A 26,973-nucleotide genomic window follows, 5' to 3' on the forward strand; every position below is an offset into this window, starting at 1 on the left:
GAGGGTATCCCCCATGGCGAACATCACCATGTCCCCGGCCGATGCGGTGGCCGTCCAAGGCGCCCCGGCCGTCCGGGTTCGCAGCTACTGGCAGAATGTCGGTTATCGGCTGCGCTACGACTACCTGACGCTGTTCTTCGGCGCGATGGTGATGCTGATCCTGCTGTCGGCGGTCTTCGCGCCGCTTCTGGCGCCGATGGATCCTTACGAGAGCAGCCTGATCAACCGGCTGAAGCCGATCGGCTATAAGGACTTCATTCTCGGCACCGACGAGCTCGGCCGCGATATCCTGTCGCGCATGCTCTATGGCGGACGGATCTCGCTCACCATGGGCATCATGCCGGTGCTGGTGGCGACCCTGGTCGGCGGCACGCTCGGCATCGTCGCCGGCTTCGTCGGCGGCCGGACCAATATGCTGATCATGCGCGTGGTCGACGTGTTCTACGCCTTCCCCTCGATCCTGCTGGCGGTCGCCATCTCCGGCGCCATGGGGGGCGGCGTCGTCAACGGTATGCTGTCCCTGACCCTGGTGTTCATTCCGCCGCTCTGTCGGGTGGCGGAGACCGCGACATCCCAGGTCCGCAATCTCGACTTCGTCGAGGCGGCCCGGGCCACGGGTGCGAAGACGTTCAGCATCATCCGGGTCCATATCCTCGGCAATGTGCTGGGCCCGATCCTCGTCTACTCCTCGAGCATGGTGAGCGTCAGCATCCTGCTGGCCTCCGGTCTGTCCTTTCTCGGTCTCGGCGTGACCCCGCCGGAGCCGGATTGGGGGCTGATGCTGAACACCCTGCGCCAGGCCATCTACATCAACCCGGTGGTCTGCGCGATCCCGGGGGTGGCCATCCTGATCACCTCGATCTGCTTCAACCTGGTCAGCGACGGACTGCGCTCGGCCATGGATGTCCGATTGTAAGGAGCGAGCCGATGACCGTGACCGAGGATACCCGTAAGGCGCCGGCGTTGAGTGCCGTCGATCGCAAGGACCTCCGCGACCGAGGCGGCGAGCGCCAGCCGATGCTGATCGCCCGCGAGCTGAAGAAGCATTTCCCGATCACCGGCGGCGTGTTCAACCGGGCGGTCGGCCATGTCCGCGCGGTGGACGGCGTGAGCTTCACGGTGATGAAGGGCGAGACCCTGGGCGTGGTCGGCGAGTCCGGCTGCGGCAAGTCCACGCTCGCCCGGCTGCTGATGCATTTGATCGAGCCGGACAGCGGCGAGCTGATCTTCGACGGCGACGCGGTCGGCGAGAAGGACGGGCTGCTGGTGCGCGACATGCGCCGGCTGATGCAGATGGTGTTCCAGGACAGCTACTCGTCCCTGAACCCGCGCATGCCGGTCGAGGACTCGATCGCCTACGGCAAGAAGGTGCACGGGGCGAGCGAGGCGGAGGCCAAGGCGGCGGCGCGCGAGCTGCTGACCAAGGTCGGGCTCGATCCGAACCTGTTCGGCCCGCGCTATCCGCACGAGCTGTCCGGCGGCCAGAAGCAGCGGGTGAACATCGCCCGTGCTCTGGTGTTGGAGCCGCGCGTGGTGATCCTGGACGAGGCGGTCTCCGCCCTGGACAAGTCGGTCGAGGCCCAGGTGCTGAACCTGCTGCGCTACCTCAAGCAACATTTCAACCTGACCTATGTCTTCATCTCCCACGACCTGAACGTGGTCCAATACGTCAGCGACCGCGTGCTGGTGATGTATCTGGGCGAGGTGGTCGAGATCGGTCCGGTGGACGAGATCTACGAGAACCCCAAGCACCCCTATACCCAGGCCCTGCTGGCCTCGCGCCTGTCCATGGACCCGGACGACCGGATCGAGGAGCCGCCGCTGGTCGGCGATCCGCCGAACCCGATCAATCCGCCCTCTGGCTGCCGCTTCCGCACCCGCTGCAAGCACGCGGAGAAGATCTGCGAGATCGATCGGCCGATCCTCGGCGAGTGGCTGTCGGCGGAGGCCCATGTCACCGCCTGCCATATGTTCGTGCCGAATTCCGGCCACTCGGTCGCCGCCGGTGCGCCGGTACCGCCGACCCCGAAACGTACCGAGGCCGCCATGGCCGGCGGCGATTGAGAAGGAGGGCAGCGCGATGACTGATACCGGCACCCCCCCGCTGGTCCGCCTCCAGGACCTCAACGTCAAGTTCGTCACCCGCGAGAGCACGGTCAGCGCGGTGAACGACGTGAACCTCACCCTCAAGGCCGGCGAGGTGCTCTGCATCATCGGCGAGTCCGGCTCCGGCAAGAGCGTGAGCATGCGCGCCCTGATGCGCCTGCTGCCGGAGCGCCGGGCCCGGATCACCGGCACCGTCGAGGTCGATGGCAAGGACGTGCTGTCGCTCAAGGGGAAGGAGCTGTCCGACCTGCGCGGCGGCCTGGTCTCCATGATTTTCCAGGAGCCGATGACGGCCCTGGACCCGGTCTACACCGTCGGTCACCAGATCGCCGAAACCGTGCGCCGGCACGAGGGCTGCACCTACGATCAGGGCATGGAGCGGGCGCTGGAGCTGCTGGAACTGGTCAAGGTCCCGTCGGCCGAACGGCGGCTGAGGGCGTTCCCGCACGAACTGTCCGGCGGCCTGCGCCAGCGCGCGATGATCGCCATGGCGCTGTCCTGCCGACCGAAGCTGCTGCTGGCCGACGAGCCGACCACGGCGCTGGACGCCACGGTGCAGATCCAGGTGCTGATCCTGCTGCGCAAGATCCAGGCGGAGATGGGCATGGGGGTGATCTTCGTCACCCACGATCTGGGCGTGGCGGCGGAGATCGCCGACCGGGTCGCGGTCATGTATGCCGGCCGGATCGTCGAAACCGGGACTGTGCAGGAGGTGCTCGGCAACCCCAAGCACCCCTACACCCAGGGCATGCTGTCCTCCACCGTGCACGGCAACATGCGCGGCAAGGATATCGAGGCGATCCCCGGCAGCCCGCCCGACCTGCGCGCCATGCCGCCGGGCTGTGCCTTCGCCCCGCGCTGCAAGTATGCCGAGGCCGCCTGCACCACGGCCCTGCCGCCGGAGGTGATCTTCGATGCCGGGCGCATGGCCCGCTGCATCAAGGTGGCGCCGGATTCCGTGCGTCAGAAGGAACTCGTTCCCGCCGAATGATCCCCAACAGGAAACGCTGTCGCCAGGGAGGCTGACATGATGAACAAGACCGACATTTCCCAGCGCGTGATCGACTTCGTGACCGCCCGACTGGGCACGCCCCATCCCCATGCCGGCCTCGATCCCTCGAAGACCGCACTGATCGTCATCGACCTGCAGAACGGCTTCATGATGGACGACGTGGCCCACGCGCTCTGTGTCCAGGCCCGAGACATCGTTCCCAATGTGAACCGGCTGGCGGAGGCGGTGCGCGCCACCGGCGGGCAGGTCTACTGGATCCAGAACACCCACGACGAGAACTGTCTGGAGAGCTGGTCGAACCTGCACGCCATGACCCCGCCCGCCAAGGTCGCCAAGCGCATCGAGTCCATGTCGCCGGGCGGCCTCGGCCACCAGCTCTGGGCCGAGCTCGACGTGAAGGACGGCGACCGCAAGGTCCTGAAGAACCGCTACTCGGCGTTCGTCGAGGGCTCCTCCGACCTGCACGAGATCCTGAAGGCCGAGGGCATCGACACGCTGCTGATCACCGGTACGCTGACCAATGTGTGCTGCGAGTCCTCGGCGCGCGACGCGATGATGCTGAACTACAAGGTCGTGATGGTGACCGACGGCAACGCCGCGATCACCGATATCGAGCACAACTCGGCCCTGACCAACTTCTACCTGACCTTCGGTGACATCTACAGCACCGACGAACTGGTCGAGATCCTGCACAAGAACGCCGATAGCGCTCAGGTGGCCGCCGAATGAGCAAGCCCAAGGTCGCAGTGATCGGCACCGGTGGCACCATCGCCTCGATCGGCAAGGGACCCCTCGACATCCTCGACTACGGGGCCAACAATTCCATGCTCGAAGTCGACAAGATCGTCGAGCTGTTCCCCGAAGTGCACGAGGTGGCCGACGTCCTCGTCGTGCCGTTCCGCGCCATCCCCAGCCCGTCCATGGGCTTCGCCGAATGGAAGGAGCTGGTGCTCAAGATCGACGAGGTGGCGGCGGCCAATCCGGACCTCGCCGGCTTCGTGGTCACCCACGGCACCGCCTCGCTGGAGGAGACCGCCTATGTCCTCCACCTGACGGTCAAGACCGAGCTTCCGGTGGTGGTCATCGGCTCCCAGCGGCCGTCCAGCGCGCTGTCGACCGATGCCGGGTTCAACCTGGTCAACGGCATCCGCACGGCGGCGAGCCCGCAGGCCCGGGGAATGGGGGTGATGACCCTGCTCAACGACGAGATCCAGTCGGCTCGCGAGGTCACCAAGACCTCCACCTACCGGATGCAGACCTTCCGCAGCCCGGATTTCGGCTGCCTCGGCCATGCCGACGGCGACGCGGTGGCGTTCTACCGCAAGCCGCTGCGCCGCCACGCCCCGGATACCGAGTTCGACATCCGCACCATGGACAGCCTGCCCCGGGTCGACATCGTCTATGCCTATTGCGGTTCCGACGGCACGGCCGCCCGCGCCTTCATCGAGGCCGGGGCCAAGGGCATCGTGTCGGCCGGCTTCGCGCCGGGCTTCTGCGGCCCGGGCGACGAGGGGCCGCTGAAGGAGGCGGTGGAGACGGGGATCACCGTCGTCCAGTCCAGCCGGGCCGGCAGCGGGCGGACCTTCAAGAGCACCAAGCTCAAGGAGAACGGCTTCCTCATCGCCGACAACCTCAACCCGCAGAAGGCCCGCATCCTGCTGGCCTTCGCCCTGTCGGTGACCAGCGACCCGGCGGAGATCGAGCGGATCTTCGCCACCTACTGACGGAGATCACTCCATGGCGACCGCCGATCCCGCCAATGCGGCGGATCCGGTCCTGCCGGCTCCCACGCAGCCGGACGGCCGGCGCGGCATTCTCCTGATGCTGGTCGGCCTTCTGCTGTTCTCGATCCTGAACGGCGTGGTCAAGGCGCAGACCGAGCTGTTCCCGGTCGTACAGATCATGTTCTTCCGCAACGCCTTCGCCATGATCCCACTGGCGATGGTGATCATGTGGTTCGGCGGCTGGCGGCGGCTGCGGACGCGTATGCCGGCGTGGCATCTGCTGCATGCCGCGCTCATGTCCGCCGCGATCGGGCTGATCTTCGCCGGCTACGAGCGCCTCCCGCTGGCCGATGCGACGGCGATCAATTTCGCGGCACCGCTGATCGTGACCGCCCTGTCGGCGCCGCTGCTGCGGGAGGCCGTGGGGTGGGTGAAATGGGTGGCTGTCGGCGTCGGCTTCGCCGGGGTGATGTTCATGGTCCAGCCGGGCGGGGACGTGATCCGTCCGGGGGCGCTCTACAGCCTCGCCGGCACGGTGCTGTCGGCCGGTGCGGTGCTGATCACCCGCCATCTCAGCAAGCACGATTCCACCATGACCATCGTGTTCGCGTTCATGGGGCTGTCCTCTGCCATGGTCATCCCGCTGCTGCCGGCGGTGTGGGTGACCCCGACGCCGTGGCAGCTCGCCGGGCTGATCGCCATGGGGCTGGCCTCGGGCGGGGCGCAGTACATGACCACGCGGGCGCTGTTCCACGCGCCTGCGGCGACCATCGCGCCGATGAACTACACCAAGATGATCTGGGCGCTGCTGATCGGCTTTTTCGCCTTCGGCGACTGGCCGGGGCCGGTGGTGCTGGCGGGCTCCGCGCTGGTGCTCGCCAGCACCTGGGTCGTCTACCGCAGCGAGGGGCGCGCGCGGCGGGCCCCCAGGCTGTGACCGGTCACTCCGCGGCGGCGGCCTGGGCGGCGAGCTTCGAGGGGCGGTGCTTGCGCCATTCCGTGGCGGCCTCGTAGGCGGCGCCGACCTGGAACACCGCCGCCTCGTCGAACGCCTTGCCGACGATCTGCATCGACAGCGGCAGGCCGTTGCTGTGGTAGCCGGCGCAGACCGACATGGCCGGGTTGCCGGTGACGTTGAACGGCTGGGTCATCATGCCGGACAGCTTCATCGGGTCGTCGCCCAGGGCGTCGAACCGGCCGGCGGTCACCACCGAGCACGGCGCGATCAGGGCGTCGTATTGGCCCAGGATCACGTTGTTCACCTCGATCGCCAGCTCGCGCCGAACCCGCAGGGCCTCCACATAGTCGGAGCCGCGCACGAAGGCGCCGGCCATCAGCCGCTCCCGGGTCGGCCGGCCGTAGAGTTCCGGCCGCTCGATCAGGTCGTGCTCGTGGATCGCGTAGCATTCCGGCAGCACCAGCAGGCGGGCGCAGGCCTGATAGAGGTCGTAGGGCGAGAGCTGCACGGTCTCCACCGTCGCCCCTTCGGAGCGCAGCATGTCGAGGGCGGTGTGGATCGCCTTGACCGCTTCCGGGTCGGCGGTGCCTTCCTCCTCGATCCAGTGCTCGACAAAGGCGATCTTCATGCCGGCCACGCCCCTGCCGAGGGCGGCGGTGTAGTCCGGCACCGGGACATCGGCGCAGGCCGGGTCGAGCGGATCGAAGCCGGCCATCACCGACAGCGAGATCGCCGCGTCCTCAACGCTCCAGCTCAGCGGGCCGCAATGGTCCATGGTGTAGGACAGCGGAAACACGCCGCGCCGGCTCACCCGTCCGTAGGTCGGCTTCATGCCCACCGTGCCGCACAGGGCGGCCGGGCCGCGGATCGAGCCGCCGGTGTCGGAGCCGAGCGCCATGCGCGTGATGCCCACGGCGACCGCCGCTCCGGAGCCGGAGGAGGAGCCGCCCGGGATGTGGTCGAGGTTCCACGGATTGCGCGCCGGCGGGAAGAAGGTTTCATCGTTCGGCGCGCCGGTGGCGAACTCGATGGTCGCGCACTTGCCGAGCATCACCGCGCCGCCGTCGAGCAGGAGCTGCACCGAATGGGCATTGGCGTCGGGCACGAACTCGGAGCGCAGGTGCGACTGGCAGGAGGTGAGCACGCCTTCGGTGTTGTAGATGTCCTTCACCCCGAACGGCACGCCATGCATTGGGCCGAGGTCGGTGCCGCTCGCCAGTTCCTTTTCGGCCGCCGCCGCGCGGGCCAGCGCCAGATCGGCCGTCACGGTGTTGAAGCTGTGCAGCGTGTCGTTGGTGGCCTCGATCCGCTCCAGCGCGGCTTCGGTGACGGCGACCGGGGAGACCGAGCCGTCGCGGTAGCCGCGGCCGAGCTCGGCGATGGAGAGATCCAGCAGCTCGCTCATGGCGCACCTCCCTTGCCGCCCTCGGCGAGCCGGCTGACGGTCTCGTAGGCGAACACGTTGGCGGGCTCCAGCGCAGCCGATTTGCGGCTGCGCACCACGTCGGTCCAGGCCTGGACCTGCTTGAAGGCGTTGAACATGGTCTGCTCGCGGTCCTGCGGGATGCGCAGGCCCGCACGCTCGATCAGGCCGTCGTACTGACGGCGGAGGGCGTCGTCGTCCATGGTATGTCTCCCTGAAGGCCGACGCGGGCGTGTCCCGGGCCGGTGGTCCCTGTCAGAGGAAACCGTAGACTCGGCTCCAATTGGATACAATTCGGAAAATTAGCAGAATTTTGTGTCCCGCATCCCGCTTTTTGTGGGAGAGGCTACTCCTTGTCGGCCGCCGCCCGCCGGATCCGCGCGGCCCGCTGTTCGGCCCGCACGGTGTAGAACGAGGTGGCGCAGATCAGGGCCGCGCCCACCAGCGTCGTAACATCGGGAAGTTCCAGGAAGATGACAAAGCCGATGATCGTGGCGAAGACCAGCCGGGAATAGTCCATTGGCGCCACGGCGGAGGCTTCGCCCTCCTTGAAGCCCTGGATGTTGCAGAGCTGGCCGACCACCGACAGCAGGCCGATGGCGAACATGATCCCCCATTCCTTCAGGGTCGGCGTTACCCAGTAATACGCCGTCGGCACGATCATGATGATGCCGACCATGATCGCCTGGTAGCTCAGGATCGTGACCGGCCTGTCGTACTGCGACACCTTGCGGATGATGACCATGACCGTGGCGGCGGCCGCCGCACCGGCCACGGCGAGCAGGGAATACATGTTGAAGCCGTTGGCGTCCGGCTTGACCATCACCAGCACGCCGACGAAGCCGAGCAGGACCGCAAACCAGCGTCGCGGGCCGGCGACCTCATGCAGGAAGACCAGGGCGAGCAGGGTGACGAACAGGCTCTTGGCGAAGCTGAGCGCCGTCGCCTCCGCCAGCGGCAGGTGGACGAAGGCGGTGAAGCCGCAGGTCATGGCGATCACCGCCATGCACACCCGCGCGAGATGCAGCGTCACATGGTTGGTCTTCAGAATGCCCGGATATCCGGAGATCAACACCGGCAGGACGGTGCAGGTCATGGTGATCTGACGGAACATCAGGATCTGCACCACGGGGATTGTATCACCGATCTCCTTGATCAGCGCCGTCATGAGCGTGAAGAAGAACCCGGCGACGATCACCCAGACCGCGCCGCGCGCATTGGGGGTCAGGGCAGCGAATGCGGTTCTTCCGGGGGCGGAAATACGCTCGATACTGGTTCTGAAGACATTGAAAAAATGAAAGAAACGGGAGGACGAACTGGGGTCCAGCGGCGTGTTCGCCTGGGGGTCGCTTGACACGTAATCGGGCTTTCTGGCGAGTGGGCCGGACCTGCGGCCAAGTTCCCTATCCATGCACCCGATGGATATTGGATGCAATACGCCTTGACGGAATGAGTGTGAACGCTACCTAACGCGGATCGGGAGTGATATAAAGTTGGGTACCGGCACAAGAACCGGTGCGTGGGGCATGGACGGGTTTCCACCGGAACCGCCGCCACGGGTAAGTAGGAAAAATGGGGCCGCCGGTAGCGGACGGCCCATGGTTGGGGATGAGACAGTCAATGGCAACACGCGGACAATCCGTCGCCCGCACCCTGCGGGACGGCGTGCTCGACGGGACCTACAAGCCCGGCGCGCGGATGAACGAGGTCGACATCTCCAATGCGCTCGGCGTGTCGCGGACGCCGGTGCGCGGCGCCCTGGGCGTGCTGGCGGCCGAGGGCCTGCTGGATTACGTACCCAACAGCGGCTACGTGGTGCGGCGGTATACAGTTCAGGATGTGGAGGACGTCTACGCCGCCCGCTCGGTTCTGGAGGGGCTTGCGGCCCGGACCGTGGCCGAGCGCGGGCTGTCCGACCATCATCGCGGCATGTTGCACAAGGTACTGTCGGAGACCCAGGCGTTGTGCGACGCCCAGGAATGGAGCGAGGAGGTCCGCGACGCCTGGTCCCGGCTGAACGAGGCGTTTCACGAGGCGATCTTCGAGGCCGCGGAGAACCGTCACCTGCGCGAGCTGATCGGCAAGTCGCGTTCGATCCCGCAGCTTCAGGCGGTGAAGTTCCGCTGGCACGACCTGGACACCCTGGCGGAGTCGTATTCGGACCATCTCGAGATCTTCGAGGCGATCGCCGACCGGCAGGGTGCGCGGGCCGAGTATCTGGCGCGCGAGCATGTCTATCGCTCGGGTCGGCGCCTGATCGCCAACTGGCGCCGCTTCGAGACGCCGGCCCCGGTGAGGCGTCCCACCCGTCGGGTGCCGCGCGCGGCCTGATCCTCAGGAGACCTTGGCCGCCGCGGCATACGCAGCCCGAACCTCCTCGAACACCGAGCGTTCCGGCCTCGGCGCGCCGAGATGCAGGTACCGCAATTCCTGCATGAGCGCCTCCCACATGTCCGGCCCTCCCGCGACCAGCAGCGTCGCGCGCACCGACAGCAGCGGGCTTGGGTGGGTATGGGCCAGGCCCCAGGCGCACATCTGGGCGAGAAGGGGAACAAGCTGGATGCCGGCCTCGGTCAGACTGTAGATGCTCTTCTGCCGGTGGCTCGGATCGGGGCTGCGGGTCATCAGCCCCGATGCCACCAACCGCTTCAGGCGATCTGCCAGAATATTGGAGGCGATGCCCTCCTCGTTGTTCGCGAGCAGGTCGCCATAGCTGCGCCGGTTCCCGAACATCACGTCACGGATGACGATCAGGCTCCAACGGTCGCCGAGCTGTTCGAGCGTGAGATTGATCGGGCATCCTGATCGCCTCTCCTGGGCCACGTGCTCTCCTTCTCGAACCGCTTGCAGAGTGCAATTGGTATTGTTACGGTCATCCAGTTGCAAAATACAAGCGGTTCAAGGGAAGGCAAGTCATGCCCCTCGTCGTCTACGGTCACCGGTTCTCGTCCTACACGCAGAAGGTCCTCCTCGCGCTGTACGAGAACGACACGCCCTTCGAGTTCCGCGGCGTCGGCCCGGACCAGCCGGAGAACACCACCGACTGGCTGGACCTCTGGCCGATCCGGAAGTTTCCGGTGCTGGTCGACGGCGATCGCACGGTGGCCGAAACCAGCATCATCATCGAGTATCTGGACCGGCATCACCCGGGGCCGGTGCGCTTCCTGCCGGATGATCCGACATCGGCGCTGGAGGTGCGGTTCCTCGACCGGTTCTTCGACCTGCATGTGATGGATGCGGCCCAGCACGCGGTGAACGGGGCGCTTACCGGCATGGAGGACCGGGCCCGCGACGGCCAGGCGCTGGCGGAGGAGAAGCTGGAGCGCTCGTATGCCTGGCTGGAGAACGAACTGGCTGGGCGCGTTTGGGCGGCCGGTGACACTTTCACCCTGGCGGATTGTGCCGCCTCGCCGTCGCTGTTCTACGCCGACTGGATCCACCGGATTTCAGAGAACTATCCGGTGCTGCGGGCCTATCGCGCGAAACTGCTGGCCCGTCCGGCGTATGCCCGGGCGGTGGAGGAGGCGAGGCCGTATCGGAACCTGTTCCCGCTGGGGGCTCCGGACCGGGACTGACCGTCAGTCGTCGGGGCGGGCGAGGGCCGGGTCGATCCGTCTGGCTTCGTCCGGGGCGACCGGTCCCTTGGTGCCGATGATCAGGGCATAGGCCCCGGGCTCCCGGTGTCGTTCGAAGGCGAAGACGCTGTCCCGGTAGGATCTGCACAGGTCGAGGTCGCAGGTGGCGACGACCAGCTCGTCCGCCTCGGTCACCGCCTGGGCGACGGTCTCGCCGGTGGGGGCGACGATCAGGCTGCCGCCCATCTGGTGCACGCCTTCCTCCACCCCGGCCTTGGCGACGCCGACCACGAAGGTGGCGTTCTGATACGCGCCGGCCTGCATCACCAGCTCGTTGTGGTGCCAGGACAGCCGGTCGTGCTCGGGGGCGGGCGGGTTGTGGATCGGCGTGTTGTAGCCGATCAGCACCATCTCCGCGCCCTGCAGGCCGAGCACCCGGTAGGTCTCCGACCAGCGGCGGTCGTTGCAGATCGCCATGCCGATGCGCCCGCCGAAGGCGTCGAACACACGGAACCCCAGATTGCCCGCCGCGAAATAGCGCTTCTCCAGATGCTGGAACGCCCGCCAGGGCTCGTGCTCGCCATGGCCGGGCAGGTGGATCTTGCGGTACTTGCCGACGATGGACCCGGACCGGTCCACCAGGATGGCGGTGTTGAACCGGGTGCCGTCGGCCGTCAGTTCCGCATAGCCGAGATGGAAGCCGATCCCGAGATCGCGGGCGGCATCGAACAGGGGCCTGGTCTCCGGCCCGGGCATCTCGCGCTCGTAGAACCGGTCGAGCTCGGCCTCGTCCTCGAAATACCAGCGCGGGAAGAAGGTGGTCAGCGCCAACTCGGGATAGACGATCAGGTCCGCCCCCCGGGCCTTGGCCGCCTCCATCAGGCCGACGAGCCTGCTCACGGTCGCGCTGCGCGACGTCTCCAGGGCGATGGGACCGAGCTGGGCGGCGGCGACGGTGAGGGGGCGCATGGGCGGTCATCCCGGGTCAGGAGCGGCGATCCGGAATGATGGAATGTTGCAGGTGCGAAGGGAAGATGCGAACCGCGTCCCATCAAGTCGACCAGCCGTAGAGCCGGGCGGGGTTGTCCTGCAGGATCTGCTGGCGGACGTCCGCGTCGGGGAACCAATCGGCCACCGCGTGATAGAGCCCGGCGGTGTCGAGCGACTGGTATTGCAGCACCGTGTCGCGGTTCGTCGTGGCGCCGGAATGCTTGGGCGTGTGCGGCCAGTCGCTCGCCCAGACCATATGGTCCGGTGCCATGTCGCGGATCGTGCGGGCGAGGTCGGCCACGCCCGCGCCGTCGGGGCCGGTGGAGATCCGGTAGGAGCCCGACAGTTTCACCCAGGCCCCGCCCTCCACCAGCCGGCGCATGTCGGCCACGTGCCGGTCGGGGCCGAGCGGGTCGATCGCGCCGAAATGGTCGAGCACCAGCGGCACGCGGAGTTTCGGCTGGATCGCGACGAGATCGGCCAGAACGCCGGGATCGCAGAACACCTGAATGTGCCAGTCGCTGCCGCAGAGCAGCCGGTCGAGCTTGGGCAGGACGGCGTCGACCGGGGCCGCCGCCGCCCGCACCGAGCGCAGGTTCACCCGAACCCCGCGCACCCGACGGGCATGCAGGGCGGCGAGTTCCGTATCGCCGATGCTGTCCGGATCGAGCACCGCCACGCCGCGCGCCGCGTCCCCGAAAGCGTCGAGCGCATCCAGGGTGCAGCGGTTGTCGGTGGCGTAGGCGCTGGGCTGAACCACCACCACCCGAGCTATGTCGGTACCGGCCACCGCCTTCCAGTAGGCATCGACTCCGGCGGGCGGCACCGTGTAGCTGCGCGGCTCCGCGAACGGATACGCCGTCTGATCGCCGAAAATATGCATGTGGCAGTCGACCGCCCGGAGCGTCATCGCATCGCCTCCCTCGTGGTTCTTGTCGGCGCCTTGGCGCCTGTTGGCGGCATCAACCGTAGGACGACGCAGGCCGGAAGTGAAATGCAGGCGCCAGTCGGGTTTAAGGCGCTGATCGCAGGAGTAAAATTCCGCACCGCACTGGCCCCCGCGCTGGACAAGTCGTCACGATCCTCCCGATACTGCTGGGATAGCCGGGCGGGTGATTTTCGCCCGCGTGATTCCGCTTCAATAGGGGAGACAGCGATGTCGCCGACGGCTAAGCCCGACACCAAGGAACTCGAGCCCTGGCAGTGGCCGGACGAACGCTGGCAGGCGATCGTCGACAAGGTCCGCGCCGGGCGCAGCCTGAAGCCGGAGAGCTGGAAGGGCGGGGCGAAATGCGCCGTCGCCATCTCCTTCGACAGCGACCACGAGACCAGCACCCTGCGCTGGGGTCATACCTCGCCGGGCAAGCTTTCCCAGGGTCAATACGGCGGCCGGGTGGCGATCCCGCGCATCCGCAAGCTGTTGGCCAAGTACGACGTGAAGGCCTCGTTCTTCGTGCCCGCCGTGGTCGCCAAGATCCACCCGGACGAACAGCGCGGTCTGGTGGACGAAGGTCACGAGATCGGCATCCACGGCTGGATCCACGAACTGAACAGCCAGCTGCCGCCGGCCGACGAGCGCGACCTGATGATGCGCGCCGCCGACGTGCTGGAGAAGATCAGCGGCAAGCGGCCGGTCGGCGTGCGCACCGCCTCCTGGGATTTCTCCGACCACACCCTGGCGATCGCCCGCGAGATGGGCCTGCTCTACGACAGTTCCCTGATGGCCGATGACGAGCCCTACGAGCTGCTGGAGGAGGGCAAGCCGACCGGCATGGTCGAGTTGCCGGTGGAGTGGATCCGCGACGACGCGGTCTATTTCAACATGGACCGGTTCTCCGCCCTGCGGCCCTACACCCCGCCATCCGGCGTGCTGGAGGTCTTCAAGGCCGAGTTCGACGGCGCCTATGCCGAGGGCGGGCTGTTCCTGCTGACCATGCACCCGCACATGATCGGCCACCGCTCGCGCATCGCCCTGCTCGAAAGGCTGATCGAATATATCCAGGGCCATGACGGGGTGTGGATCGCCACCCATGCCGAGGTGGCGCAGTACTGCAAGGACAGCGCCGGGCTTTAGGTTGTTCCGACGGCGGTCTCAGTAGCTGGGAATGCCCAGGGTGAGGCCGCCGTCGACGAACAGAATGCTGCCGGTCACGTAGCTCGCCCGCTCGGACAGCAGATAGGCGACGAGGTCGACCAGCTCCTCCGGCCGGCCCTCGCGGCCGAGCGGAATGCGCGCGACCTTGGCCGCGTGTTCGGCCCGCCCGACGCCCTGGGCATGCTCCATCACCCTGTCGGTGCCGATCAGGCCGGGGGCGACCGCGTTGACCCGGATGCCATGCGGCGCCAGTTCGATCGCCAGATTGCGGGTGAGCTGGGAGAAGCCGGCCTTGGACGACCCGTAATGGGCGATACCGGGGCGCGCCAGGGTCGAGGCGCTGGAGCCGATATTGACCACCGCTCCGCCGATTCCGGCCGCCGCCATGCGTCGGCCCAGGGCCTGCACCATCAGGAACGGGGCCCGCAGGTTCAGGTTCAGCACAGCGTCCCATTCCGCCACGGCCATGTCGAACAGCGGGGTGACGGGGTAGATCCCGGCGGCGTTCACCAGCCCCGCGACCGGGCCGACCGCGTCCCAGGCAGCCCCAACCAGCCGCTCGGGGATCTCCGGATCGCACAGATCGCCGGCGAAGGGGTGAAAGCGATCGCCCAATGCTTCCCGCGTTTCGGAGAGTCCGTCGGCATCGATGTCGATGCCGGCGACGGTCACGCCCTGGGCGAGCAGGTGACGGGCGATGGCGTGGCCGATGCCGGAGGCCGCACCGGTAACGATCACCGTGTCCGGCAGATCGCTGCTCATTGCGCGAAGTGGCAGGCGGCTTCCTGGCCGGGCCAGTCGGCGCGCAGTTCCGGCTCGACCTCCGCGCAGGTCTGCTGGGCCATGGGGCAGCGGTTGCGGAACCGGCAGCCGGACGGCAGGTTGCCCGGGTTCGGCGGCTCGCCCTCCAGCGAGAAGGTGTCGATCACCCGCGCGCCGCCGATGGTCGGGATCGCCGACAGCAGCGAGCGGGTATAGGGGTGGCACGGCGTCTCGAACACCGCTTCGGTCTCGCCGAACTCGACCACCTTGCCGAGATACATCACCGCGATCCGATTGCAGATCATCCGCACCACCGACAGGTCGTGGGAGATGAACAGGTAGGTCAGGTCGAACTGTTTGCGCAGATCCATCAGCAGGTTGAGGATCGTCGCCTGCACCGACACGTCGAGGCCGGAGGTCGGCTCGTCCAGCACCACCAGGCTCGGCTGCAGGGTCAGGATGCGGGCCAGGCCGACGCGCCGCTGCTGGCCGCCGCTGATCTCGTGCGGATACAAATCCAGATGGCCGACAGGCAGACCGACCGCCTGGAGGATGGCACGCACCCGCTCCTCGCGTTCGTCGTAGTTCAAGCCGCTGTGATGGATCACCAGGGGCTCGTGCAGGGAGCGGCGGATCTTCCAGCGCGGATCGAGCGAGGCGCCCGGGTCCTGATAGGAATACTGCAGGTGCCGGCGCCGCTCGCGCGCGGCACTCGGTGCTGCGCCGGCGATGTCGTTGCCCTCGAAGATCAGGCTGCCGTCGGTGGGTTGGTGGATGCCCATGATGGTCTTGCCGAGTGTGGACTTGCCGCAGCCGCTCTCGCCGACGATGCCGAGGATCTCGCCCTTGTCGACGGTGAAGGACACGTCGTCCAGCGCACGCAGCACGCCGGTCTGCCAACCGAAGGCGTTGCGGATCGGGAAATGCTTCGTCAGGCCGCGGGCGTCGAGGATCGTGCGCTCGTTGACCTGGGTGCGCCGGGTCGGGGCGGGTGCGTCCACGTTCATGCCAGTGCGTGCCTCTTTTCCTCGGCGACCGGATGGTAGCAGCGCACGTCGTGTCCGGGTCCGGCCGACGTGACCTCGGGCCGGGTCTGCCGGCAGATATCGGTGGCGAACTCGCAGCGCGGGTTGAAGCGGCAACCGGTCGGCGGATCGACCAGCGCCGGGATGCTGCCGGGGATGCCGCTGAGACTCCCCCCTCGGCTGGGCAGGCTCTTCAGCAGGCGGTTGGTGTAGGGATGGCTCGGTCGCTTGAAGAAGCCCTCGCTGGAGGCGGCCTCCATCTCCTGGCCGGCATACATCACGGTGATGCTGTCGCAGATCTCCCACGCCGTGCCCAGGTCGTGGGTGGTGAACAGCACCGAGATGCCGTGGTCGGTCGCCAGATCGCGCAGCAGCTTCAGGATCTGCGCCTGGATGGTCACGTCGAGCGCGGTGGTCGGCTCGTCGGCGATGATCAGCTTCGGCTCCGGCAGCAGCGCCATGGCGATCATCAGCCGCTGGCGCTGGCCGCCGCTCACCTCGTGCGGGTACTTTTTCAGAACGCCCTCGGGGTCGGGAAGCTGCACCTGGCGCAGCAGGTCGAGCACCCGCTCCCGGTCCGCCTTGTAGCGCCGCGATCCGTGCAGGCGCGGCAGCCAACCGGAACGGCCGGCATCGGCGTCGTCCAGCTCCGGGGACTTCCATTTCATCAGGTCCATGATCTGGGCGCCGATGGTGAAGACCGGATTGAACGAGCTGAACGGATCCTGCGGGATGAACGAGATCCGCCGGCCGCGCACGGTGGCGGCCAGCCGGTTCGGGTCGACCCTCAGCAGGTCGACGCCGTCGAACTCGATGGTGCCGGCCTCCAGCCGGGCCGAGTTCTTCGGCAGCACGCCGAGGATCGAGCGGGCGAGCGTGGTCTTTCCACAACCGCTTTCGCCGACCAGCCCGACGATCTGGCCGCGGCCGATGGTCAGGTTCACATGGTCGAGCACCTGGGCCGTCCCGCCGTCGGTGGCGAAGCTGACCTTCAGGTCGCGCACCCGCAGCAGGTCACTTGTCATGGCGGCTGCTCCGTCGGATACGGGGGTCGAGGATGTCGCGCAGCCCGTCGCCGAGCAGGTTGAACCCCATCACCACGAGGAAGATCGCGATGCCCGGCGCGGTGGCGTACCACCAGGCATCCGGCAGGAACTCGCGGGATTCCGAGATCATCCGGCCCCATTCCGGCGACGGGGCCGGGGCGCCGAGGCCGAGGAAGCCCAGGGCGGCGGCGGTCAGGATCGTGCCGCCCATGCCGATGGTCGTGCGCACGATGATCGAGGACATGATGTTCGGCAGGATGTGCAGCACCATCACCCGGAACGGCGACGCGCCCAGCGCGATGCTGGCCTCGATGAACACTTCCTTCTGTACCGAGCGGGTCTCGGCATAGACCAGCCGCGCCCAGAACGGCCAATAGGTCACCGACAGCGCCAGGATCACGTTCTCGATCGACGGCCCCAGGGTCTGGGCGATGGCGATTGCCAGCACGATCTGCGGCACCGCAAGGAAGATGTCGGAGACCCGCATCAACGCGTCGCTGACCCAGGAGTGGTAATAGCCGGCCAACAGGCCGATCGGCACCCCGATCAGCACCGAGGCACCGATGGCGATGACCGCGATGGAGATGGTGATCCGGGCGCCGAACAGGATGCGGCTGTAGATGTCGCTCCCCATCCGGTCGGTGCCGAAGAAGTGGTCGGCGCCCGGTCCCTGCAGGCGCTCCGAGGGATGGAACTCGAAGACGTCCTCGGGATGGGTGGCGAGGATCGGCGCGAAGACCGCCGTCAGGATCAGCAGCAGGATGATCACCGCGCCGATCAGGGCGACGCGGTCCTCCACCAGCTTGCGGAACACGAAGGAGAGGGTTTCCATCGGGCGCCTACCGGCTTTCGCGGGGATCGATGAAGCCGTGGACGACATCCACGGTCAGGTTCACGACGATGAAGATCACGCCGGAGACGACGGTGAAGCCCATGATCGCGTTGTAGTCGGACTGCAGGATCGACTGCACCGCATAGGAGCCGAGGCCGGGCCAGTCGAACACCGCCTCCACCACCACCGCGCCGGCGATCAGGATGCCGAAGATCAGACCGATCTGGGTCACCGTGCCGATCAGCGCGTTGCGCAGCACGTATTTCCACACGATGACGCGGCGCGGCATGCCCATGGCCTCCTCGTACATCACGTAGTTCGAGTTGATCGCCTCCAGCACGCCGGCGCGGGTGAAGCGCACGATGGTGGCCAGTGCCGGGAAGGCCAGGGTCATGACCGGCAGGATCATGTGGCTGACCACGTCCCAGAAGGTCTCCAGGTCCCCCATGATGAGCGAGTCGATCAGGAAGAAACCGGTGATCACGTCCGGCCCCCAGCCGGCGACGCGGCCCTGCAACGGCGTCCAGCCGAGCTCCATGGCGAACAGGAGCTGAAACAGGATGGCGAGCCAGAAGCTGGCGATGGCGAGGCCGGAGACGGTGATGATCCGCAGCACATGATCGAGCAGGGAGTTCCGCTTCAGGGCGGAGACCACACCGAGCGGAATGCCGATCAGGGCGGAGACGAAGACCGACACGAAGGTCAGCTCAAGGGTGGCGGGCAGGCGGGAGGCCAGGTCTTCGGAGATCGGGCGCAGGGTGTAGAGGCTGACGCCGAAATCGCCCTCCAGAACGGCGACGATGTACCGCCAGAGCTGGATGTGCATCGGCTGGTCGAGGCCGAGTTGCCGGCGCAGTTCCTCGATCTGTTCGGCGGTCGCGTTGTCGCCGGCGACGAAGGCGACCGGGTCGGCGGGGATGATATGGCTGATGGTGAAGGTGATCACGATCAGCCCGAGCACCGTCGGCACGAACCAGAACAGTCGGTTCAGGATGAGGACGAGAAGTTTCACCGGCGTATCCGTGGACCCAGAAGGCGTGACGGGCGGGCGCCGGCCGTCCGCAGCGCTGTGCGGCCGGCGCCCGTCGACTGTCGGGGGTTACTTGAAGTGCACCCAGCGCATCTCCTGACCGTTGCCGATCGGGCAGAAGCGGAAGCCGGTGGCCTTCTTGTTGATCGGGCCGAACCACTTGGTGTTGTAGATGAACACGCCGGCGGCATCGTTCGCCACGATGGTGGCCGCCTTGGAGTAGTTCGCCTCGCGCACCGCCTGATCGGTGGTCGTCTGCGCCTCGTGCAGGAGCTTGTCGACCTCCGGGTTCTGGTACCAGCTGTTGTTGCGGGTACCGATCTTGGCGCCGTCATACATCTCGCCCACCCAGTTGTTCGGATCGGCGTAGTAGGTGCTCTTCCACAGGAACAGCATGTCGTACATCTGCTGCTCGTCGCGCATCTTGCCCGACACCACCGGCCACGGCTCGGAGACGATCTCGCTTTCGATACCGGCCTTGGCCAGGCCGTTCTGCATCAGGGCGGCCGCCTGCTCGGTCTGGCCGTAACCGGCGAGCGCGCCGATGGTGATCTTGCGCAGCGGCTCCTTCACCTTGGCCAGGTATTCCTTCGCCTTGTCGATGTCGTAGGTGTAGCCCTCGAGATCCTGCGGCGCGCCCCAGATGTTGTTCGGCAGCGGTGCCGGATTGCGGGCGACGGAACCGCTGAGGATGTCGTTGATGAAGCCGTCATAGTCGAAGGAATGGGCCAGCGCCTTGCGGAAGTTGATGTCGTTCATCGGCGGCCGGCCGTTGTGGATGGCACCGTAGAAGATGCGCATCGACTCCGCTTCCATCACCTCGATGTTCTCGGCTTCCTTGAGGCGGATGATCTGGTCCTGCGGCATGTAGCCGTCGGAACCGTGGAAATCGCCCTTCATCAGGCCGAGCACGCGGCTGTTGATCTCAACCACCGTGCGGAACTCGATGGCGTCGAGATACTTCTCGCCCCAGCCCATGAAATGGTCGGGGAACCGGTCCGCCTGGAAGCCCTTGGCCGGATCGAAGCGCTTCAGCACGAAGGAGCCGGACCCGGCGTCGTTGCTCGACAGCCAGGCCGAACCCCAGTCGCCGTCCTTCTCGTTCGCCTTCACAAGGTCGGCGTTCACGACATGGATCTCCGGCACGGTGGCCATGAAGATCGCCGAGGGGGCGTTCAGGTTGAACTCGACCGTGTGCTTGTCGACGGCCTTGGTGGACCCGGGAGCGATGCTGTCCTGAAACAGCGCCGACGCCCCCTTCTTCAGGGCCAGGATCCGCTCAATCGAGTAGACGACGTCGGACGCCTCGATCTCGCTGCCGTCGTGGAACTTCGCGCCCTCGCGCAGCTTGAAGGAGTACTTCAGGCCGTCGTCGGAGATGTCGTAGCTCTCGGCGAGCCAGAGCTTCAGTTCCGGCGGATTGTCCTCCCAGCGCATCAGCCCGTCATACAGGTTGATGCGGTAGGCCACGCGGCCGACATCGAAGACCGCATGGGGGTCCATGGTGTCGTAGGCGCTGGAATTGGCGAAGATGAACGTGTTCTTCGCTTCGGCGACGCTCGGCAGGGCCGAGGACGCGGTGGCGAGGGCCAGACCGGTCAGGCCGATGACCGCCGCCCGGCGCAGGCTGCGCAGAGCGGCCGACGGGCCGTATCTCATGGTGGACATTTCAATCACCTCCTCTGTTCAAGGGTACGCCCCCTTGCCCGGAAGGCCGGGTTGGCGGCGCTGTCGTCCGGCGCACTTGTGGCGGGCACCGTGGCGGGATGCGGTGACAGAAGCTTCCAGGGAGTCTGGCGCCGGATTTCGCGCCCGCGCAATACCGCAACCGGCGTTCGCCAGGCTACCGCACGCGGCGGGGGAAATCGGTCGCTCAGAGCTTCCATTGGAAACCGTCGATGATGAAATCCTGGCCGGTGATGAACATCGGCTCCGAGGTCGCCAGGAACTTCACCACCTGGGCGATGTCCTGCGGGGTGCCGCAGCGGTTCAGCACGATGCCGGTGACCAGCTCCTCCTCGCGGGCGCGGATCACCGCGTTCGGCGTCTCGGTCTTGATCAGGCCGGGGCAGAGCGCGTTGACGGTGATCTGCGGCCCCAGTTCCTTGGCCAGCGAGCGGGTGAGGCCGAGGATGCCGGCCTTGGCCGCGGCATAGGAGAATTTGCTGACCGCGCTGGTGACGCCGCCGGAATGGGCGTTGATCGACGACATGTTGATGATGCGGCCGGCCCCCTGGGCCTGCATGGTCGGGACCACGGCGCGGCACCAGTTGAAGCAGCTCTTCAGGTTGATTTCGATCGTCCGGTCGAACTCCTCCTCGGAGATGTCCAGCAGTCCCTTCGGGTTCGCCTTGCCGGCGTTGTTGAACAGGACGTCGATGCGGCCCCATTGGTTGGCGATGTCGGCGCCGATTTTTTGTGCGGCTGCGAAATTGGCCACATCGGCGTGGAAAGTCAGGCAGCGGCGGCCGAGCGCCTCGATCTCACTTTTGGTGCGGGCCAGTTCGTCGTCGAGCAGATCGACCAGGGCGATGTCCATGCCGCAGGCGGCCAGCTCGAGGGCACAGCCCCGGCCAATGCCTTTCGCGCCTCCGGTGACGATCGCCACCCGTGGTTGTGAGTCGTTCACGACTTTCATGTCCCCCGGTTTCCCTGGCTTACCGCCTTTTGATGAATGTTGACGGCGCTCGCATGGCGGGTCAACAATTCATTCACACATCTGAAGCGTGTTCACATATATGAATACAGTCGTAAAATCTGCGGAGAGGGTGCTCGACATCCTCGAAGTCTTCGCCATGTTCCGCGCCCCTCTCGCGTTGCGCGATATCGCGGGCCAGCTCGGCATTCCGAAAAGTAGCGCGCTCATGCTGCTGCGCACACTGGAGGGTCGCGGCTATCTGGTGCGCGACGGCGACCGCTATGTGCTGGACCCGGTCTGGCAGAGCGACGAGGAGGGCGGCGGCTGCTTCATCGGCGGCCATACCATGCGCCTGATCCGCATTGCCGAGCCGGTGATGCGCGACTTGGTCGACCGGCTGGAGGAGACCGTCGTGCTCGGCGTGCCGACGCTGGAGGGCGATGTCCGGGTGGTGGCCAACCGGCTGTCGCCGCTGACTGTGCGCTACGACCAGAGCCGTATATCCGTCATTCCCGCCTATTGCACCGCGCTCGGGCAGGCCATGCTGGCGTTTCAGAGCCAGGAGGCGATCGACGCCTATATCGCGCGCTGCCCGTTCGAGCCGCTGACCGACCGCACCATCACCGACCCGCAGGCGTTCCGCGCCAGGCTGGCGGAGAACCGGCAGCGCGGCTGGGCGCTGAACCAGGAGGAGCGGTTCCTCGGCGCCGTCGGCCTCGCGGCCCCGATCCTGGGGCAGGGCGGCACCGTTCTGGGGGCGCTCAACATCGGCACCGTTCCGGTGCGCTACCGCCGCCGGCGCACCACGCTGGTGGCGGCCCTGCAGCGCGCGGTCGCCACCGTGGCCGAGCAACTCGACACGCGTATCCCGCAGCGTTCCGGCGCTGCGGTCCACCAGTAGGTCTGAAGGGGAAGACGGGCATGGGTTATCGCGTCGGCGTCGATATCGGCGGAACGTTCACTGATTTCTGCGCCTTCGACGAGGACAGCGGTGCGCTGCACACGCTCAAGGTCTTCTCCACGCCGCAGACCCCCGGTCAGGAAGTGATCGCCGGCATCACCGGCCTCGCCGAGCGCTACGGTGTGACGCCGCAGCAGGTCACCTACTTCACCCATGGCACCACCGTCGGCGTGAACACGGTGATCCAGCGCCGGGGCATCACCCTGTGCCTGTTCACCACCCGTGGCTTCGAGGACGTGCTGGAGGTCGCGCGCCTCAAGATGCCGGACCCCTACGACCTGTTTTCCGGCCGCCCGGAGCCGCTGGTGACCCGCGACCGGGTGTTCTCCATCGACGAACGCATGCTGTTCGACGGGTCGGTCGACACACCGCTGGACGAGGCGAGCGTCGACGCCGCCATCGAAGGGGTGAGGGCCGTCGGCGGCGAGGGCGTGGTGGTCGCCCTGCTGCACGCCTACCGCAACCCGACGCATGAACAGCGGGTTGCCGAGATCATCAAGGCTAAGGCGCCGGAGCTGACCGTGACCTGCGCCAGCGAGGTCTGGCCGGTGATCCGCGAATACGAGCGCACGGTGACCGCCGTGGTCGCCGGCTATGTCCAGGGCCGGGTCGCCCATTACCTGGACTCGCTCCAGAAGGCGCTGGCCTCGGCCGGCGTGCCGGCGGAACCGATGATCACCAAGTCCAACGGCGGGGTGATGACGGCGGAGATCGGTAAGCAGGAATGCGCCCAGATGCTGCTGTCCGGCACCGCGTCCGGCGTGATCGGCGCGGCCAGCGTCGCCATGGAGACCGGGGCCAGGGCGGCGATGAGCCTGGATATCGGCGGCACCAGCGCCGACGTGGCGATCATCCGCGACGGCACCCCGCAATACGGCATCGGCGAGGTGATCGGCGAGTTCCCGATCTACATCCCGACCGTCTCGGTCACCTCGATCGGCGAGGGCGGCGGCTCCATCGCCTGGGTCGATCCGCATGGGGTGCTGAAGGTCGGCCCGGAGAGTGCCGGCTCCACCCCGGGCCCGGCCTGCTACGACCGGGGCGGCGAGCGGCCGGCGATCACCGACGCCTTCGTGGTCTGCGGTTTCCTCGGCCAGGCGGCGCTCGGCTACAGCGCGGTGTCGATGCGCACCGACCTGTCGGAAACGGCCATGGCCACGGTCGCCGAGAAGATCGGTAAGAGCGTGCAGGACACGGCGGAAGCGGTGATCCGGGTCGCCACCTCCGGCATGTATCTGGAGGTGTCGAAGCTGGTGTCGCGCCACGGCATCGATCCGCGCGAGCTGTCGCTGATCGCCTTCGGCGGGGCCGGCCCGATGATGGCCTGCTTCCTCGCCCGCGAACTGGGGATGCGCGAGGTCGTCATCCCCCGGGTGCCGGGCGTGCTGAGCGCCTTCGGCGGCCTGATCGCCGACATCAAGAACGACTTCATCCGCACCGTGTATCTCGACCTGGAGACCGGCTCGCTGGAGGAGATGCGCGCCGTCTATGCCGACCTGCGCGAGGCCGCCATTGCCTGGATCCGCGACGAGCACGGCTATGAGGGCGCGGTGACGCTGTTGCACTCGGCCGACATGCGCTACCGCGGCCAGTCCTACGAGATCGAGACGCCGCTGGACGCGGAGTGGATCGACAGCGGCGACCTGAATGCCATGGCGGGCGCCTTCCATGCGGCCCACGAGCGGATCTACGAGCATGCCGACGCCGACGCGCCGGTGCAGATCATCAACCTGCGCCTGGTCGTCGTGGGTACCCCGCCGAAGCCGAAATTCGCCCCGGTCGAGACCTCCGACGCGGCGCCGGTGGCGACCGCCTCGGTGCCGGTCTTCTACGACGGTGCCACCCACACGGCCGCGGTATATGCGCGCGGCGATCTCTACGCCGGCCAGAGTTTCCCGGGGCCCGCCATCGTGACCCAGGACGACTGCACCACCTGTGTGCTCGGCGGCTTCACCGCGACGGTGGACCCGAGCGGTAACCTGATCCTGAGCCGGGAGGGCTGAGCCATGGCGATCGACAAAGTCACGCTGGAGATCCTGAAGAATCACTGCCGGGCCGCCGCCGAGAGCATGGCCTTCACCCTCTACCGCACGGCGCACTCGACCTTCGTGAAGGAGACCGAGGACTTCACCACCGGCCTTACCACGCCGGAGGGTGAGACCTTCGCCACGCCGGTCGAGTTGGGCGCCACATGGTTCGTCGGCCTGAACTACGGCACCGTCATCCGGATGATCGACCATTACGACGAGGGCGACATCTGCATGACGAACGACCCCTATAGCGGTCACGTCTGCACCCACTCGCCGGACATGCATATCTGGAAGCCGGTGTTCCACGAGGGCGAGATCGTCTGCTTCGTGGTCGGCCATATCCACAACACCGATGTCGGCGGCGCCGTCCCGGCCAGCATCTCGCGCACCCTGTCCGAAGTGCATCAGGAAGGCATCCGCATCCCGCCGGCCAAGGTGGTGAAGAAGGGGGCGTTCAACCACGAGCTCATCGACGTGATGCTCGCCAATGTCCGCATGCCGGAGCAGAACTGGGGCGACCTGAAGGCCCAGATCGCCGCCATGAACACCGGCGAGCGCCGGGTCCACGAGATGATCGCCAAGTTCGGCGTTGAGACCTTCAAAGCCGGCGTCGCCGGGCTGCTGGACTATGCCGAACAGCAGGCCCGCTCGATCATGGCGACCCTGCCGGACGGGGATTATTTCTTCGACGACTACCTGGACGAGGATGCCGCGGGCGGCTTCCCCTGCCGCATCGCGCTCACCCTGAAGATCCGCGGCGAGACCTGCGTGCTCGACTTCACCGGCAGCGACCCGCAGATCGAGTCCTCGGTCAACATGCCGACGGGCGGCCAGCCCCGTCATGCGCTGCTGATGGTCGGCTTCGTCTACATCCTTTACTCGCTCGACCCGACCCTGTTCCTGAATTCCGGCGTCTGCCGGGTGGCGGAGTCGATCCTGCCCGAGGGCACCATCGTGAACCCGGTCTTCCCGGCCGCGGTCGGCCTGCGCACCCTGTCGGTGCAGCGTCTGCAAGGCGTGATCTTCGGCGCCTTCGCCCAGGCGGCGCCGGATCGTCTGCCGTCGAGCCCGGCCTCGGGCGGACCGATCATGAACGTGAACACCATCGACAACCGCACCGGCCGGCGCGTCATGGCGGCGATCGGCGCGATCTCCGGCGGGGCCGGCGGCAGTCCGCGCGGCGACGGCACGGAAGGCTCGGGCGCCAACGCCTCGTTCCTGAAGAACACGCCGGTGGAGATCAACGAGGCCGAGGTGCCGTTCAAGATCCTGCGCTACGGCCTGTGTCAGGATTCCGGCGGGGCCGGCAAGTATCGCGGCGGCAACGCGCTGGAGATGATCTTCCAGGCGCACGCGCCGAACACCCGCGTCACCGCCCGCAACCGCGACCGCACCCGGTTCTCCTCCTGGGGAATCCTCGGCGGCAAGGCGGGCAGCCATTCCAAGTTCGTGCTGAACCCGGGGAGCAACCGCGAGGAGAACCTGGGCAATGTGGACATCCTGACCATCGGCCCGGGGGACGTGGTGCATATCGCGTCCGGCGGCTCCGGCGGCTGGGGCGATCCGCTGGAGCGCGATCCGGCGGCCGTGCTGTGGGACGTGCGGCGCGGCTTCGTGTCGACCAAGGCGGCGGAGCAAAGCTACGGCGTGGTGCTGACGCCGGGCGGGGTGGACGAGGCGGCGACGGCCCGGCTGCGCGCCGACCTGGCCCGCGAACGGCCGAAGCAGGAGGGGTTCTTCGATTACGGGGCCAACCGGCTCGCCTACGAGAAGATCTGGACCCGGGCGAATTACGACGCCCTGACCGAGCTGCTGGCGGCCACGCCGGTGCATTGGCGGTTTTTCGTGAAGCATCGGGTCTTCGAGGCGATCGACGCGTTGGATCCGGTAACGCTGGCCGGCGACGGCTCCGACGTGCGCGCAGCCTTCGACGGGGTGGTGGAGCGCTTCCCGCAGCTCCGCGCCGCCCTGGCGGCCTGAGCCATGGAGATCGGCTTCGAGGGCAGGACCGTCGTCGTCACCGGCGCCGTGCGCGGCATCGGCCAGGGCATCGCCCATGCCTTCGCCGCGCTCGGAGCGACGGTGCATGCCTGGGACATTCTCGCCGACGGTCTGCAGGAGACCCGCAGGACGGCGTCGCCCGAACGTGGGGGGACCATCCACCCCCACGTGGTCGACGTCACCGATTTCGACGCGGTGAAGGCGGCGGTCGAGGCGGCAGAGGCGGAGAGTGCGTCGGGCGCAGTGGACGTGGCGGTGCATGTGGCCGGCGGCGTGAAGGGCCAGTCGAAGCGCCCGATCGAGGAGGTGACTCTGGAGGATTGGCGGGCGATCCAGGCGGTCAATCTGGACGGCGCCTTCCACCTGGCCAAGGCGGTGGCGCCCGGCATGAAGCAGGCCGGCACCGGCCGCATCGTGGTGATCTCCAGCGGGGCGGCGTTCAATGTCAGCCTGACCGGCATCCACAGCTACGGCACGGCGAAGAGCGCCCAGGTCGGCTTCGTACGGCAGCTCTCCGCCGAACTCGGCCCGTTCGGCATCACCGTGAACTCGGTCGCCCCGGGCTTCATGCCGACCAGCCCCGATTATGTCCGGCAGTGGGAGTCCTACGGGGAGGAGGGGCAGACCGCCATGGTCAAGCGCATCCCCATGGGCCGGATCGGCACGCCGAAGGACATCGCCAACGCCGTGCTGTTCTTCGCCTCCGACCATGCCGAGTGGGTGACCGGCCAGACCCTGCGGGTGAGCGGGGGGATGTGATCCGCC

The 26,973-nt window shown here is 67.2% G+C and carries 26 protein-coding genes; 13 read left to right on the plus strand and 13 right to left on the minus strand.

Features of this window, described 5'->3' with window-relative positions:
- Positions 1–13: 13 nt before the first annotated feature.
- The 6 genes from BLS34_RS09215 to BLS34_RS09240 are packed head-to-tail and all read left to right on the plus strand — an operon-like array spanning position 14 to position 5,779.
- Positions 14–916 carry an ABC transporter permease gene (locus tag BLS34_RS09215; protein ID WP_028792789.1) on the plus strand — a complete coding sequence of 301 codons (903 nt, stop codon included), beginning with the start codon at positions 14–16 and terminating at the stop codon, positions 914–916.
- Between the two features lie 11 nt (positions 917–927).
- On the plus strand, positions 928–2,064 hold the full coding sequence (locus BLS34_RS09220; protein ID WP_051243580.1) for an ABC transporter ATP-binding protein: 1,137 nt from the start codon (positions 928–930) through the stop codon (positions 2,062–2,064).
- A gap of 16 nt (positions 2,065–2,080) precedes the next feature.
- The gene (locus tag BLS34_RS09225) at positions 2,081–3,097 is read left to right on the plus strand and encodes an ABC transporter ATP-binding protein (protein WP_028792788.1); all 1,017 of its coding nucleotides are present in this window, start codon (positions 2,081–2,083) and stop codon (positions 3,095–3,097) included.
- Between the two features lie 36 nt (positions 3,098–3,133).
- Positions 3,134–3,847: an isochorismatase family protein gene (locus tag BLS34_RS09230; RefSeq protein WP_093149799.1), complete on the plus strand. Its 714-nt coding sequence runs from the start codon at positions 3,134–3,136 to the stop codon at positions 3,845–3,847.
- Positions 3,844–4,842 carry an asparaginase gene (locus BLS34_RS09235; RefSeq protein ID WP_093149801.1) on the plus strand — a complete coding sequence of 333 codons (999 nt, stop codon included), beginning with the start codon at positions 3,844–3,846 and terminating at the stop codon, positions 4,840–4,842. Before BLS34_RS09230 ends, BLS34_RS09235 begins: the two co-directional genes overlap by 4 nt.
- A gap of 13 nt (positions 4,843–4,855) precedes the next feature.
- Positions 4,856–5,779 (plus strand): DMT family transporter, encoded by a 924-nt coding sequence (locus tag BLS34_RS09240; RefSeq protein ID WP_051243575.1) that lies wholly within the window; start codon positions 4,856–4,858, stop codon positions 5,777–5,779.
- A gap of 4 nt (positions 5,780–5,783) precedes the next feature.
- Here BLS34_RS09240 and BLS34_RS09245 read toward each other — a convergent pair whose 3' ends face one another.
- The 3 genes from BLS34_RS09245 to BLS34_RS09255 form a co-directional block, all read right to left on the minus strand.
- Positions 5,784–7,205 (minus strand): amidase, encoded by a 1,422-nt coding sequence (locus BLS34_RS09245; RefSeq protein ID WP_093149803.1) that lies wholly within the window; start codon positions 7,203–7,205, stop codon positions 5,784–5,786.
- The gene (locus tag BLS34_RS09250) at positions 7,202–7,426 is read right to left on the minus strand and encodes a hypothetical protein (protein ID WP_028792784.1); all 225 of its coding nucleotides are present in this window, start codon (positions 7,424–7,426) and stop codon (positions 7,202–7,204) included. Before BLS34_RS09250 ends, BLS34_RS09245 begins: the two co-directional genes overlap by 4 nt.
- Positions 7,427–7,569: 143 nt before the next feature.
- Entirely contained in the window at positions 7,570–8,634 is a 1,065-nt protein-coding gene (locus tag BLS34_RS09255; protein WP_093149805.1) for a DMT family transporter, read from the minus strand.
- A gap of 209 nt (positions 8,635–8,843) precedes the next feature.
- Between BLS34_RS09255 and BLS34_RS09260 the strand changes: the two genes are divergently transcribed.
- Positions 8,844–9,554, plus strand: a complete 711-nt coding sequence (locus tag BLS34_RS09260) for a GntR family transcriptional regulator (RefSeq protein WP_051243570.1) — start codon at positions 8,844–8,846, stop codon at positions 9,552–9,554.
- A gap of 3 nt (positions 9,555–9,557) precedes the next feature.
- On the opposite strand, the gene BLS34_RS09265 is transcribed toward BLS34_RS09260, so the two are convergent.
- Positions 9,558–10,046, minus strand: a complete 489-nt coding sequence (locus BLS34_RS09265; protein ID WP_093149807.1) for a winged helix-turn-helix transcriptional regulator — start codon at positions 10,044–10,046, stop codon at positions 9,558–9,560.
- A 92-nt stretch (positions 10,047–10,138) separates the two neighbouring features.
- Here BLS34_RS09265 and BLS34_RS09270 point away from each other — a divergent pair, with 92 nt between their 5' ends.
- Positions 10,139–10,798, plus strand: coding sequence for a glutathione S-transferase family protein (locus BLS34_RS09270; RefSeq protein WP_093149809.1), 660 nt, complete (start codon positions 10,139–10,141; stop codon positions 10,796–10,798).
- Positions 10,799–10,801: 3 nt separating this feature from the next.
- On the opposite strand, the gene BLS34_RS09275 is transcribed toward BLS34_RS09270, so the two are convergent.
- Together BLS34_RS09275 and BLS34_RS09280 are read right to left on the minus strand one after the other, a co-directional pair.
- The gene (locus tag BLS34_RS09275; RefSeq protein ID WP_093149810.1) at positions 10,802–11,767 is read right to left on the minus strand and encodes an N-carbamoyl-D-amino-acid hydrolase; all 966 of its coding nucleotides are present in this window, start codon (positions 11,765–11,767) and stop codon (positions 10,802–10,804) included.
- An 82-nt stretch (positions 11,768–11,849) separates the two neighbouring features.
- The gene (locus tag BLS34_RS09280) at positions 11,850–12,698 is read right to left on the minus strand and encodes an amidohydrolase family protein (RefSeq protein ID WP_093149812.1); all 849 of its coding nucleotides are present in this window, start codon (positions 12,696–12,698) and stop codon (positions 11,850–11,852) included.
- A gap of 246 nt (positions 12,699–12,944) precedes the next feature.
- Between BLS34_RS09280 and BLS34_RS09285 the strand changes: the two genes are divergently transcribed.
- A complete protein-coding gene (locus BLS34_RS09285) occupies positions 12,945–13,862 on the plus strand; it encodes a polysaccharide deacetylase family protein (protein ID WP_093149814.1) in 918 nt (305 codons plus the stop codon).
- Between the two features lie 18 nt (positions 13,863–13,880).
- Here BLS34_RS09285 and BLS34_RS09290 read toward each other — a convergent pair whose 3' ends face one another.
- The 7 genes from BLS34_RS09290 to BLS34_RS09320 form a co-directional block, all read right to left on the minus strand.
- Positions 13,881–14,645 carry an SDR family NAD(P)-dependent oxidoreductase gene (locus BLS34_RS09290; protein WP_093149816.1) on the minus strand — a complete coding sequence of 255 codons (765 nt, stop codon included), beginning with the start codon at positions 14,643–14,645 and terminating at the stop codon, positions 13,881–13,883.
- Positions 14,642–15,652, minus strand: a complete 1,011-nt coding sequence (locus BLS34_RS09295; protein ID WP_093149818.1) for an ABC transporter ATP-binding protein — start codon at positions 15,650–15,652, stop codon at positions 14,642–14,644. The genes BLS34_RS09290 and BLS34_RS09295 overlap by 4 nt, the downstream gene beginning before the upstream one ends.
- On the minus strand, positions 15,649–16,695 hold the full coding sequence (locus BLS34_RS09300) for an ABC transporter ATP-binding protein (RefSeq protein WP_093149820.1): 1,047 nt from the start codon (positions 16,693–16,695) through the stop codon (positions 15,649–15,651). Before BLS34_RS09300 ends, BLS34_RS09295 begins: the two co-directional genes overlap by 4 nt.
- A complete protein-coding gene (locus BLS34_RS09305; protein WP_028792781.1) occupies positions 16,685–17,548 on the minus strand; it encodes an ABC transporter permease in 864 nt (287 codons plus the stop codon). Before BLS34_RS09305 ends, BLS34_RS09300 begins: the two co-directional genes overlap by 11 nt.
- 7 nt (positions 17,549–17,555) lie before the next feature.
- A complete protein-coding gene (locus tag BLS34_RS09310; RefSeq protein ID WP_028792780.1) occupies positions 17,556–18,560 on the minus strand; it encodes an ABC transporter permease in 1,005 nt (334 codons plus the stop codon).
- Positions 18,561–18,647: 87 nt separating this feature from the next.
- A complete protein-coding gene (locus BLS34_RS09315) occupies positions 18,648–20,246 on the minus strand; it encodes an ABC transporter substrate-binding protein (protein ID WP_093149821.1) in 1,599 nt (532 codons plus the stop codon).
- A gap of 205 nt (positions 20,247–20,451) precedes the next feature.
- A complete protein-coding gene (locus BLS34_RS09320; RefSeq protein ID WP_093149823.1) occupies positions 20,452–21,216 on the minus strand; it encodes an SDR family NAD(P)-dependent oxidoreductase in 765 nt (254 codons plus the stop codon).
- A gap of 130 nt (positions 21,217–21,346) precedes the next feature.
- Here BLS34_RS09320 and BLS34_RS09325 point away from each other — a divergent pair, with 130 nt between their 5' ends.
- The 4 genes from BLS34_RS09325 to BLS34_RS09340 are packed head-to-tail and all read left to right on the plus strand — an operon-like array spanning position 21,347 to position 26,967.
- Positions 21,347–22,117 carry an IclR family transcriptional regulator gene (locus BLS34_RS09325; RefSeq protein WP_028792777.1) on the plus strand — a complete coding sequence of 257 codons (771 nt, stop codon included), beginning with the start codon at positions 21,347–21,349 and terminating at the stop codon, positions 22,115–22,117.
- Between the two features lie 20 nt (positions 22,118–22,137).
- Positions 22,138–24,180 carry a hydantoinase/oxoprolinase family protein gene (locus BLS34_RS09330; RefSeq protein WP_093149826.1) on the plus strand — a complete coding sequence of 681 codons (2,043 nt, stop codon included), beginning with the start codon at positions 22,138–22,140 and terminating at the stop codon, positions 24,178–24,180.
- Positions 24,181–24,183: 3 nt separating this feature from the next.
- Positions 24,184–26,187, plus strand: coding sequence for a hydantoinase B/oxoprolinase family protein (locus BLS34_RS09335; protein ID WP_093149829.1), 2,004 nt, complete (start codon positions 24,184–24,186; stop codon positions 26,185–26,187).
- A 3-nt stretch (positions 26,188–26,190) separates the two neighbouring features.
- Entirely contained in the window at positions 26,191–26,967 is a 777-nt protein-coding gene (locus BLS34_RS09340) for an SDR family NAD(P)-dependent oxidoreductase (protein WP_028792774.1), read from the plus strand.
- Positions 26,968–26,973 lie beyond the last annotated feature (6 nt).

The sequence above is a fragment of the Thalassobaculum litoreum DSM 18839 genome (assembly GCF_900102465.1).
Taxonomy (GTDB): Bacteria; Pseudomonadota; Alphaproteobacteria; order Thalassobaculales; family Thalassobaculaceae; genus Thalassobaculum; species Thalassobaculum litoreum.

Excerpts from the sequence above, each read along its gene's own strand:
- BLS34_RS09240 (WP_051243575.1), top strand. The coding sequence starts at position 4,856 with ATGGCGACCGCCGATCCCGCCAATGCGGCGGATCCGGTCCTGCCGGCT.
- BLS34_RS09215 (WP_028792789.1), top strand. The coding sequence starts at position 14 with ATGGCGAACATCACCATGTCCCCGGCCGATGCGGTGGCCGTCCAAGGC.
- BLS34_RS09335 (WP_093149829.1), top strand. The coding sequence starts at position 24,184 with ATGGCGATCGACAAAGTCACGCTGGAGATCCTGAAGAATCACTGCCGG.
- BLS34_RS09245 (WP_093149803.1), bottom strand. The coding sequence starts at position 7,205 with ATGAGCGAGCTGCTGGATCTCTCCATCGCCGAGCTCGGCCGCGGCTAC.
- BLS34_RS09320 (WP_093149823.1), bottom strand. The coding sequence starts at position 21,216 with ATGAAAGTCGTGAACGACTCACAACCACGGGTGGCGATCGTCACCGGA.
- BLS34_RS09250 (WP_028792784.1), bottom strand. The coding sequence starts at position 7,426 with ATGGACGACGACGCCCTCCGCCGTCAGTACGACGGCCTGATCGAGCGT.
- BLS34_RS09225 (WP_028792788.1), top strand. The coding sequence starts at position 2,081 with ATGACTGATACCGGCACCCCCCCGCTGGTCCGCCTCCAGGACCTCAAC.
- BLS34_RS09280 (WP_093149812.1), bottom strand. The coding sequence starts at position 12,698 with ATGACGCTCCGGGCGGTCGACTGCCACATGCATATTTTCGGCGATCAG.
- BLS34_RS09330 (WP_093149826.1), top strand. The coding sequence starts at position 22,138 with ATGGGTTATCGCGTCGGCGTCGATATCGGCGGAACGTTCACTGATTTC.
- BLS34_RS09305 (WP_028792781.1), bottom strand. The coding sequence starts at position 17,548 with ATGGAAACCCTCTCCTTCGTGTTCCGCAAGCTGGTGGAGGACCGCGTC.
- BLS34_RS09275 (WP_093149810.1), bottom strand. The coding sequence starts at position 11,767 with ATGCGCCCCCTCACCGTCGCCGCCGCCCAGCTCGGTCCCATCGCCCTG.
- BLS34_RS09270 (WP_093149809.1), top strand. The coding sequence starts at position 10,139 with ATGCCCCTCGTCGTCTACGGTCACCGGTTCTCGTCCTACACGCAGAAG.
- BLS34_RS09255 (WP_093149805.1), bottom strand. The coding sequence starts at position 8,634 with ATGGATAGGGAACTTGGCCGCAGGTCCGGCCCACTCGCCAGAAAGCCC.
- BLS34_RS09315 (WP_093149821.1), bottom strand. The coding sequence starts at position 20,246 with ATGTCCACCATGAGATACGGCCCGTCGGCCGCTCTGCGCAGCCTGCGC.
- BLS34_RS09285 (WP_093149814.1), top strand. The coding sequence starts at position 12,945 with ATGTCGCCGACGGCTAAGCCCGACACCAAGGAACTCGAGCCCTGGCAG.
- BLS34_RS09300 (WP_093149820.1), bottom strand. The coding sequence starts at position 16,695 with ATGACAAGTGACCTGCTGCGGGTGCGCGACCTGAAGGTCAGCTTCGCC.
- BLS34_RS09340 (WP_028792774.1), top strand. The coding sequence starts at position 26,191 with ATGGAGATCGGCTTCGAGGGCAGGACCGTCGTCGTCACCGGCGCCGTG.
- BLS34_RS09295 (WP_093149818.1), bottom strand. The coding sequence starts at position 15,652 with ATGAACGTGGACGCACCCGCCCCGACCCGGCGCACCCAGGTCAACGAG.
- BLS34_RS09235 (WP_093149801.1), top strand. The coding sequence starts at position 3,844 with ATGAGCAAGCCCAAGGTCGCAGTGATCGGCACCGGTGGCACCATCGCC.
- BLS34_RS09230 (WP_093149799.1), top strand. The coding sequence starts at position 3,134 with ATGATGAACAAGACCGACATTTCCCAGCGCGTGATCGACTTCGTGACC.
- BLS34_RS09260 (WP_051243570.1), top strand. The coding sequence starts at position 8,844 with ATGGCAACACGCGGACAATCCGTCGCCCGCACCCTGCGGGACGGCGTG.
- BLS34_RS09220 (WP_051243580.1), top strand. The coding sequence starts at position 928 with ATGACCGTGACCGAGGATACCCGTAAGGCGCCGGCGTTGAGTGCCGTC.
- BLS34_RS09290 (WP_093149816.1), bottom strand. The coding sequence starts at position 14,645 with ATGAGCAGCGATCTGCCGGACACGGTGATCGTTACCGGTGCGGCCTCC.